The following is an 11,506-nucleotide window of genomic DNA, read 5'->3' as shown; positions in this document are numbered from 1 at the left end:
GATTACTCCACCTATCAATCCGGAAATGGTTCGGTTCTCACCATCCTTGTTTTTAAGATTGATTACTGTGCCATCTTTTTCTTGACCAATATTAATAAACTTTGTCTTCTCATCCCACTTAACAACACTCTCACCTTCAACTTTGGTAATCGCATTATTAACTTGTTCTGTTACTTTATTCTGAACATTCGTGATGGAACTCCCTACACCTTCAAAAGCCTCTGCTACATTCGTATAAGTCTTCTCTTCAGACTTACCATCAGCCTTAACAGCTTTAAGCTTAAATGTTGGTGCTTTCCAGGTTCCATCTCCATTATAACCAGCGCCACCACCAAAAGAGGCCGCAACCATGTCACCCATTGAGTAAAGCTGAGAACCATTTATAGCATCTGTTGAGTCTTTGGAAATATCCCCATTCTTAAGAAACGTAATTTTACTGTTTTCTTGTGTTTCTGTCGCTGTAGCTTCACTTTTTTCTTCTTTTTTCTTTCCATGACGCGCTACAAAGGCCTGTGCTTCATCACTCCATAACAAAGCATTTTTATCAACCTTTTGAGCTATCTCGTTATGAATATTCGTGACAGAATTTTCTACCTTCGTAATTTTATTGTTTACATTCGTAAAAGAACTATCAACACCTGCAAATGCAGATCCAACATCATGATACGTTTTCTCTTGTACAGTATAGCTGGGGTTCTTGCCTTGAAGAACACTTGCACCACCACCCAAATATTTCGAGATATTACTATCAAGAGAAGATATATTACTGTTTGCTTTTGTTATATCAGCAACGTTCTTCGTAATCTTACTATCAGCTTCTTTAATAGCATCGGTATTTTTGGTTACATTACTGTTCGTTGCGAAAAGCTGTGAACCTGTTACCGCTTCATTTGAATCTGCTGAGAGTGCACCACCCTTCACACCAGTAATGGTACGTGTCTCTTCTTTCTTATTAGAAACATCAATTAAATTGCCATTTTCTTTCGAACCAATGGTAATTTTTTCCGTTTTGCTATCATGCTGCACAAGGTTGTTTTCTGTAACATTCGTAATCTGCGTATTAATGTTTTCAATCTCTTTGGTAATCTTTTTTGTAACATTCGCAAAAGAGGTACCTACACCTTCAAAAGCTGCTGATACACTATCATAGCTTCCATCTTTTGTATCGCCATCAGAAGAAAATGTCTTAACCTTAAAACTTGGTGCACTCCACTTGCCACCTTCATATTTAGCGTTACCACCAAGAGATTTCGCAACAGCGCTACCCAACTGATGAAGCTGTTGACCTGCGACAGCATCCGTGGAACCTTCAGAAATATCGCCATTCTTAAGAGACGTAATCTTGCTGTTAGATTTTGCATCTCCTTCTCCATGCGTTGCAACAAAGGCATTCGCAGTTTCATTCCAGTTTAAAGAGTCACTCTTTGCATCAGAAATCTCTTTGTTAATCTTTTTTGCAACATTCGCAAATGAAGTACCTACTCCAGCAAAAGCCGCTGCTACATCAGTATAGTCTTTATCTTCTGTTTGCCCGTTTTCCTTGATGCCTTTAACCTTAAAGGTAGGAGCGGTCCATGCACCATCCTTGTAGCTAGCATTACCTCCAAGAGATTTTGCAACTTCACTGCCTAAAGAATAAAGCTGAGAGCCATTTACGGCATCTGTTGAGAGACTACTAACAACCCCATCCTTTAGAGATGTAATTTTGCTATTTTTCTCCCCATGTTCCGCTACAAAGGCATTTTCATCTTTGCCCCACAACAACGCATCACCTTGAATTTCTTGCCTAATATTCGTGATATTTTGAGTAAGTTCTTTAAACTTATTCGTTATATTGTTATTAAAATTCGCAAAAGAGGTACCTACACCTGCAAAGGCAGTTGTTACATCATCATAGGATGCATCAGAAATTGTACCCTTCTCATTAACAGCCTTAACCGTAAATTTAGGAGCGATCCATGTACCATTCTCATACTTAGCATTACCTCCAAAATACTTAGTAATATTCTTATTGGTTTCAAAAAGCTGAGAACCATTCACTGCCTCGTTTGAATCTTTAGAGATTGTTCCACCTATCAATCCGGAAAGGGTTCGATTCCCTTTATCCTTATTTTGAAGATTGATTACTGTGCCATCTTTTTCTTTACCAATAGTAATAGACTTTGTCTTCTCATCCCACTTAACGACACTCTCACCTTCAACTTTGTTAATTACATTATTAACTTGTTCTGTAACTTTATTCTGAACATTCGTGATGGAATTCCCTACACCTTCAAAAGCGTCTGCTACATTCGTGTAAGTGCTTTCTTCTATTTTCCCATCTTCCTTGACGCTCTTAGCCTTGAAGCTTGGAGGTGACCATCTGCCGTTATCATACTTAGCTCCACCACCTAAAGAATTTTCAACGCCACGGCTCAATCTATAAAGCTGATTACCAGCTACAGCATCCGTGGAATTGATAGAAATATCTCCATCTGCAAGAGAGGTAATCCTGCTGTTAATTTCTTTGCCTTCTTCTTCATGTTCATGCCTCGCTACAAAGGCCCGTGCTTCATCACTCCATAACAAAGCATTTTTATCAACCTTTTGAGCTATCTCTTTATGAATATTCGTGACAGAATTTTCTACCTCAGTAATTTTATTGTTTACATTCGTAAAAGAACTATCAACGCCTGCAAATGCAGATCCAACATCATGATATGTTTTCTCTTGTACAGTATAGCTGGGGTTCTTGCCTTGAAGAACATTTGCTTCACCACCCAAATATTTCGAGATATTACTACCAAGAGATGATATATTACTGTTTGCTTCTGTTATATCAGTAGCGTTCTTCGTAATCTTACTATTAGCTTCTTTAATAGCATCGGTATTTTTGGTTACATTATTGTTCGTTGAGAAAAGCTGTGAACCTGTTACCACCTCATTTGAACTTGCTGAGAGTGTACCACCCTTCACACCAGTAATGGTACGTGTCTCTTCTTTCTTATTAGAAACATCAATTAAATTGCCATTTTCTTTCGAACCAATGGTAATTTTTTCCGTTTTGCTATCATGCTGTACAAGGTTGTTTTCTGTAACGTTCGTGATCTGTGTATTAATGTTTTCAATCGCATTGTTAACTTGTTCTGTGACTTTATTCTGAACATTCGTGATAGAAGTGCCAACACCTTCAAAAGCTTCTGCTACAGTATCGTAAGTTTTCTCTTCAGAGTTACCATCATCCTTAACAGCTTTAAGCTTAAATGTTGGTGCTTTCCAAGTTCCATCTTCATTATAGCCAGCATTCTTATCAAAATAATGCGCAATATTGTCGCTTAGAGAATAAATCTGAGATCCATTAACAGCATCTGTTGAATCTTTGGAAATATCACCTTTCTGAAGAAAAGTAATTTTGCTATTGGTTTTTTTGTCTTCTTCACCACGCGTTGCGACAAAGGCGCTTTTTGCCTTATCCCACAACAAGGCGTCACCTTGAACAGTGGTAATTTCATCCTTAATTTCCTTGAAGGAATCCTTGACTTTCTCAAATGATTCACCAATGCCAGCAAAGGCAGCTGCGACATTGCCATAAGTCGCATCAGTAATGCTGTTTTGAGAATTAAATTTCTTAACCACAAATTTAGGAGCAGTCCAACTTCCATCCTTGTAGCTAGCATCACCACCAAAATAGGCTGCAATCTTCTCATTTGTATCAAAAAGCTGAGAACCATTGACTGCTTCGTTTGAATCTTTAGAGATTTTTCCACCTATCACACCTGCAATCGTTCGGTTCTCGTTATTCTTATTTTGAAAATTAATTATATTGCCATCTTTTTCTTGACCAATAGTAATAGACTTGGTCGTCTCATCCCACTTAACAACACTCTCACCTTCAACTTTTTGAATTACATTATTAACTTGTTCTGTAACTTTCTTCTGAATAGTCGTGAAAGCGGTACCAACACCTGCAAACGCATCTGCTACATTATAATAGGTATTATCTTCTTCAGTACCATCATCCTTTATGGTTTTAAATTTAAATGTTGGACCATTCCAGTTTCCAGCTCCAAAGTCAGCACCACCACCAAGAAACATAGCTATTTTAGTGCCTAATATATACATCTGGCCACCATTTACGGCATCCGTTGAATTTGAGGTTTGATCTCCGCCTATAACAAATTTAATTTTACTTCCTTCTTGATGTTTATCACCATGCGTTGCAACAAAGGCTTGTTCTTTTTCATTCCATGACAAAGCATTTTGAGCAATTTTTTGCGTTATCTCGTTATGAATATTCGTGACAGAACTTTCTACCTTCGTAATTTTATTGTTTACATTCGTAAAAGAACTGCCCACACCAGAAAAGGCATCGGCAACATTGTGATATGTCTTATCTTCAGGGCTACCATCATCCTTAACTGTTTTAAATTTAAATGTTGGAGCAGTCCATTTGGCACCATCATATTTAGCTTCACCACCAAAATACTTCGCAACTTCACTACCCAATGAATGAAGCTGTTGGCCTGCGACAGCATCCGTGGAGCTAGCAGAAATATCTCCATTCTTCAAACCAGTAAGCGTACGCTTTTCTTTATCACTATTGGCAATATCAATTTTATCACCACCAGCGCCCTTACCAATCGTGATATGCTTTGTATTAGCATCTTGTTTTACAAAACTATTGGCTGCTACTTGTTGTTCAATCTTTGTTTCAGCTGACTTCAACTGAGAAAAATTTACGGCATCGGTATCTACAGAACCATCTGCCAATCCTGTTATCTTTTTATTGCCAGCTGAGATGCCGTCCTTCGTCATCTTTGGGCCATCAGCAACTATGAGACCTGCTGCATCTAAAGTACTTGCCCCTAATTTTATATCATCATGTATTTTAATGCTATTGAGCTCAAGATCCTTCGCTAGATCAAATTTTACCTTATTGTCTTTCTCTCCTTTTGTAAGCGTAATATTTGTACTTCCAGCTGCTAAATCCATTGGGCTGGTTGAATTAACATTCGTTTTATTTTCACCATTAACAGAAAGATCCCAACTTGGGGTTATAGAGTCTTGTAAAGCTTTTAGCTGTGCCACATTTACCGCATCGGTATCTTCCGTTCCGGTTTCCACATTTGTAATTTTTTTATTGCCAGCTGAAATGCCATCTTTCGTTATCTTTGGACCATCCGCAACTATGAGACCTGTTGCATCTAAAGTACTTGCCCCTAATTTTATGCTATCAAGCGTAAGATCCTTCGCTAGATCAAATTTTACCTTATTCTTCTTGTCGCCTTGACCATTACCAGTGCTTTCACCTTTTACAATTTTGAAATTTTCACTTCCAGCAGTTAAATCCAATGAATCGCCTGGATTCATAGTTGTGGAATCGCTACCGTTAACAGCAAATTGCCACTCTCCTCTTATTATTGATCTTAATTCTTTTAACTGCGCAACATTCACCGCATCGGTATCTTCAGTTCCAGCGGCAAGACCTGTAATCTGTCGAGACTCAATTATTCCACCTCTAATTTCACCGCTACCATCCAAGCGCTGCGCCTGATGTTTACCAATACTCACTGACCCCTTAGTTGATTTCCATGCAACGTCTTTCGATTTAGAAGCTCCACCTTCCTTAGGACTATAACCTACAACACCTTTTTTAGCTTTAACATTACTACCAGCGCCCAAAGCAACACTATCTTCAACATCATACACATATGCACCAACACCAAGAGCTGTCGCATAGTCAGATTGCTTTTCAACCTTAGAGTATACCCCTACGGCTATAGAATAGCGCGCGTTTGCTTTTGGAGTAGGAAGAGAGCAACTATTAGCAACATTATCAGTACCACATCCTTCGCTCGTCCCTATTGCAATAGTTCCAATATGGTTTGCTTCTGCTCCAACACCTAATTCAAGACCATAATACTCACGTCCTTTCCTCCCACTAATACTAAAGGGTGTAAAGCTTCTTGCCATTGGTTGATTCAAGTCAGGCATAGAGAAGCTTCTCGAAAGAATTCCTTTATTAACAGTATTTGCTTCTAAGGCTTCATCATCTGCTGATATGTCTCCATTCAATGCTGAGAGATCACTCTCTAATGCCGAAATCTGCCTAAGGTCAGGTAGAGAGAAGCTTCTTAATCGAGGCCCTTTCTTAACAGTATCTTCTTCTAGAGATTCAGTGTGTGCCGATACATCCACTCTCAACGCTGCTGGGTCGCTCTCCAATGCTGATACCAACACGGGCTGCGTAGATACAGCAAATCTAGAAGATGCTTCTCCTCCACTAATATGACTCGCATTTACATCAACAGGCGATGTTGTGGATGCTGTTTCGACAGTATTAGGCTTTCCATCTGAAGAATTCCCTGCCACACCAGCGCTTACTAGAAATATATTCGATAAAAATACAACCATTCCAGCCAATGAAAGCGTTCTCAAAAAAGGCCGCTGATAAAAAGAATGAGAAATATTAAAATCATTCTTCGCCGATATTTTTTGTATTTTTTTCATTATCAATTCTCCACAAAGGAAAAGACATAAAAAAGACATATTTTTGTGTCATCCACATCTTTGGTTTTTATTTGTTCTCTTACACAGGAGTTTTTTCTGTGATAAGTTTCTTTTTGTTAATATTTTGTTACTTAACTTTCGTTCATTATCCGTTTTTGAGGATGGTTTTGTCTGATAAATTTTTTAAAGAGTCCTATATTTACAATTTAAAGTGATGGTTTATTTCTGCGTTAGATATCAAAAATTGTAGATTTTCTTAGCAAAGGTAAAGATGCATTTTGAGTCTTTATTTGAGGAGAAATTTTTTCAGACAAAGGCTCTAACCACGGGTTCTTCTGATCTTGAGTATGAGGTTATTTATTATAGTTCAGTTAGATTACTTATCATAGAGCAATATTTTTTTATCACTGTGCATAAATAGTATAATTGTTTTAACATTGTTACTTCCCCCCTGTTTACTAGATCAATATGCTCTCGTTGTATCATAATGAATCTTATTTACACGAATTTTCCGATTCTATAAAACATATTGACAAAATAGCAAGAAAAAAATGATACAAATTCCAACCGTTTTTTGCTGCAATGGATTGCAAAAGAGCGTTTAAAGAGGGATTCAATAAGTATTTAACAAAAATTAACTATAAAAATAAAAAGAGTCTTTTGGTGGATTTACATTTTAAATTACAGCGCAATTTTTTGTTCTAATATGGCTTTTTCTAGATCTCATATAAAAATTCCACTCTCATTATAAGATAAGAATGGAAAAAAATTAAAATATTGGGAAATTGTTATTCATTCAATGTCATATTAAATCCTGCACCTCTTCCCAAATGCTTTCCTAAACTCGTTACCGACAAGTTGAAACCGATGTTTCCTTTTTCAGATATAGCATTATAAAGTAAGTTAGAAATTGCTAAATCTATCACTGTATTTGTCTTGTTTCTTTTGTTTCTTAATACGCACTCTCAATGCTATAATTCAAAATATTCAACTTCATGTCGGTATTTTTTTAGTACAGTCCCAATACAGTCAATTGTGTTACAAATAGTATCAGTAATGACATCACTTAAACCTTTATCCATAGGTTGTTTGATTGATCGAGAACTTATCTTCATTTACTGCTCTGTATAATCATGTCATTATCGGCCATTCTTAGCCTCATTCGAATTTTTCTCAATACAGCTATTCGCTACATTATCAATCAGAGCAGATTGACTTTCATTGCTCTCTTTTAAAGTAATTTTCTTATTTTTTCATCACTATCTTTATTACAGTTAATAACTCTATCAGTCATATTACCAACTATATTTTCCATATCTCATACCCATTTCTCAATAGTCGCGCTACTTTATTTTAACTTTGGTAATCTTTCTCGTGTTCTTCAAAAACTGTATTCCACTTACTACGTCAATGGAGTTTTGCTAAATCTCCCCACCAGCTACATTGATAATCTTTAGCTGTCCCCTTATAATCAGCTTAATAAGCTTTGTTCTTATTATTACAATGTAAAATATCTGAATCAATATGGTTGCTCATCTTGTCAATATGAGTCTTTATATTTACCATATTGCTGTTAATATCCTCAAAAGCATCTGCAACATTATGACGCATCTTCTTCTCAGCTTCAGTACTATCGTCCTTAAATCGTACAACTTTGAAATCAGATTTGTCTATTTTCCCCCTCGTATTGGGCATCATTCCTGAAATATTCCGCAAATCTAGTATTTGTAAAATAGAGTTGTGAACCATTCACGCCATCCGTTGTTCTCTTGAAAGTTTACCTGCCTTAAGAGAGGTTATTTTACTATTTTTTCTTCTATTCTTCTCCATGCTTTGTAGCGAAAGTCCCTTTCATCCCTATTCCGCACAATAGAATCCAGCTCCACACATTCAGAAATGTCCTTTATCTCCTGATTTACATTCTTGATATTTGTCTCAATCACCTCAAAAACTATACGAACATCTTTATAAGATTTTTGTTCTATCTTTCCATCTGTATTAATGTGAGATAATTTATAGGTCTATCTATCAAACGAACTGTTGCAAAACGCGGTATCATCGTCAAAAATCTTTACAACGCCTTGCATTACTTCTTAAGGTAATTCCCATCGATTGCATCATGCGATCACTCAATAATTGAACCATCTGTAATATTATACAAAGCAAATGAGGCCGTCGTCCTTTGTCTCTAAAATCACACTATTATAATTAATATCACATTGATTTATAATGACAATTTATCGTTTTGCATATTGAATGAGAAACGCGAATGTCCTAAGATTCTCTCATTTCAATTCTGCTTATGTTGAATCAATCAAAACCATCCCCTTCCACATCACAAGTAGGATTATCGTGTGGATAAAAGCTTTAAAGAAAAAAGCAAAATACCTCTTATGAATCGTCTAAATACCAAGAGCTGTTGTAATATTGTGGGCCAGTAAATAGTATGATGGTGCCAGCTTGTACTTTCATAAGGGTAAAAATGGTAGTACTCAGTGGATTTTACGCTATACTATCCATGGGCGACGTCGTGAAATGCGCTTGGCTGCATTGAGAAATGTCTCTTTAAAACAAGACCGTGAATTAACGCTATTATTTCTACCTCAATTTTTGTCTTAGAAAACTGCAAAAGAACTTATACATTTAACTTTTTTAGAAATATCATTCAAACTTTCCTCAAGCTAGGTTTTATTAATGGCCTTATAGCCATTCTACACCACTTTCACACCAGAGAAAGTATCTGATCCTTGTTTTACTTATTTGCAATACTGATTTTACTGCTTCCTACTACCTTACAGATAGTAAGATGCTTCCTCTTTTTATCTTACTTAACAAGAATACTCCCAACTCCTTGTTGTTTAACTCCTATAACTGTTAACTGTAGAAAAATTAATTGTGTTGATGTCCTCCGTACTCTTTCTAAGCCTGTACTTTTTTATTTTCTACATTAATACTAGCTTGTCGTTATTTGCAAACTATTATCAATTCCTAAACCTACTGCGTTTTAGAAGTTGCTTCCTGCTTTTATGCTATTGTGTGTAATCTTGCAGACTAAATCAAATTTTACTCTAATATCGTGCTTACCTTTTGTAACCTTTATGTCCTTACTTGAAATTGTTAAATTTACTATTTTACCTGCGTTAACTATTGTAGTACTCACAGCCTTCAACAGAAAGTTTCTAACCTTCTCCTGTAACCTTTGTATTGTTAACTGCGTTATATTTACTGCACCAGTATCTACTAATACCAACTGCTAATTCTATAATTTAACGTGTTTTTTGACTACCATAATCAACATCCACAACACTAAGAATTGTTTTCCATTCTGTATTAGTTGTCGCTCCTTTAAGCAAAGGACTAAAACCAGCAATACTAACAAAAGAATTGCTGCCTATAACAATACTTCTAGCCAATACTGAAACAGCTTCAAAGCCTATAGCAATACTCGTTTCTAACCCCGCTTTTCTAAATTACCAATAGAAATAACACCTTTCGTACCAACCAATATATGATCTCCTATAGCGATAACAGGCTAGAACTTAAGCAATAAAAACAAGGCTCCTGGCTATTTACCAGACACCAAAGTAGCTACACTATCGCCAACGTGCATATTGCATACCACCACAATTTGAAACACACACCAATTTACCTATTATAACATAACTATCATTCCCTCAGTCTTCTCATGGACCTATAATAAAAACATTCTTGCTTTGTTTCTTCGTTTGATTAACCAATGACATAACATGATTATCATTATAGTTTGCACCTTGAAAAACTGAGAAAACACTTGTTATAGTTCTTGGTATTCCCCTCATCACTAATTCTGTTGAATGATGATCCGATGACATTCTTTATTTACAGGCACAAATAATCCTCGAAATTTGCCTCCTTCATTATAATATTATTCACACTTGTAGACCTTCAACGCTATCAACCACGAATGGCTGTAGACTGATGAGGAAGAGTTTTTATATTGCTTCTCCCCTGTATTAGGGTTCTTACCAATAAACTTCTGCTATACGTCATCAAAACATTTACTATAAAACGATAATCACTCATACCAGAAAGGATTTTAGTTAAAAAATTTGCATAGTTATCAGAAGCATTTCCTTCAAATATCAGAGCAACATTCGACCTATTAAAATAATTTTTCTTATCACCATCATTATCTGCAGAGATAACGCTTTGGAGATAAAGTAACTAAAATACCCCTAGCATTTTCAAAAAGTGTTTTTGTTAAATCAAAACTTACTGAAAAATGAGGAGAAACATTGAATAAAGCAACCCTTAACAGTAAACAAAACACCGTTAACCAAAAAACTATGGATAAGGAAAAAGAGGATAATTTATATCATTGCGCATGAAAACGATGTATAGTTTTTCATGTCATGTTCCCTCAGTAAAACAATATATTAAAGCATAAAAAATACATTACATTTATTATTCTGGTTATTATGATTTTTTTTAGGTTGTTTTCTTTCATGCTATACAATTTTAAGATTTTAGACAAATAGAAATCAAGAGCATGTTAGAGTGTCCCCTTTTATCTTTTATAAAGACAAAGCAGCGGATATTTTTTCTCTATAAGCATTCTTGAGATTTATTGAGGCTTATCACAATATAGATAAAACAGAAAATGACAAATTAAAACATATATTTTGTTTCTAAAGTATATTGAATGTAGTGGTTGTATCTTATCATGAAGTTTTTCATGGGGTGTCCGTAATATAATTGCGTTTTTTGTTTTATAACTTCAAAAACATTTTGCCCTTGCTTAATGAAAACAAGAGCAAATAAAGATTATAGAAAGAATTAATTTAAGGTTAAATTAAGTCCAATACCTATTCCCCAATGACCTCCAGCGCTGGTAGCTGCTATGTTAGAACGGATTTTTCCATCTTCAGAGGTATAACCAGCACCAAAAGAGAAAGCAGATTGACTACGCCATATACCACTACCAAATGAAACACTAAATTTTCCAGGGTTGTCATTATAGCGTAAGCTAGAGACCGCC

General features: G+C 35.8%; 3 protein-coding genes and 2 pseudogenes. 1 reads left to right on the top strand and 4 read right to left on the bottom strand.

Annotation, left to right across the window (positions count from 1 at the left end):
- Positions 1-6,489, bottom strand: a pseudogene (locus NPX99_RS08050) (hypothetical protein); the annotation flags it as partial.
- 1,476 nt (positions 6,490-7,965) lie between these two features.
- A complete protein-coding gene (locus NPX99_RS08045) occupies positions 7,966-8,238 on the bottom strand; it encodes a hypothetical protein (protein WP_269031332.1) in 273 nt (90 codons plus the stop codon).
- 635 nt (positions 8,239-8,873) lie between these two features.
- On the opposite strand from NPX99_RS08045, the pseudogene NPX99_RS08825 reads away from it, so the two are divergent.
- Positions 8,874-9,075: pseudogene (locus NPX99_RS08825) on the top strand (Arm DNA-binding domain-containing protein); the annotation flags it as partial.
- 680 nt (positions 9,076-9,755) lie between these two features.
- Here the strand turns inward: NPX99_RS08825 and NPX99_RS08035 are convergent.
- A complete protein-coding gene (locus NPX99_RS08035) occupies positions 9,756-9,902 on the bottom strand; it encodes a hypothetical protein (protein ID WP_269031330.1) in 147 nt (48 codons plus the stop codon).
- 1,402 nt (positions 9,903-11,304) lie between these two features.
- A partial coding sequence (locus NPX99_RS08030; protein WP_269031329.1) for a YadA-like family protein occupies positions 11,305-11,506 on the bottom strand: 202 nt, incomplete at its 5' end.

It is taken from the genome of Bartonella sp. 220B, from assembly GCF_026930205.1.
GTDB lineage: Bacteria > Pseudomonadota > Alphaproteobacteria > Rhizobiales > Rhizobiaceae > Bartonella.
Note: the sequence above shows the minus strand (reverse complement) of the source record. Positions and strands in the feature narration are given on the sequence as shown.

Excerpts from the sequence above, each read along its gene's own strand:
- NPX99_RS08045 (WP_269031332.1), bottom strand. The coding sequence starts at position 8,238 with ATGGTTCACAACTCTATTTTACAAATACTAGATTTGCGGAATATTTCA.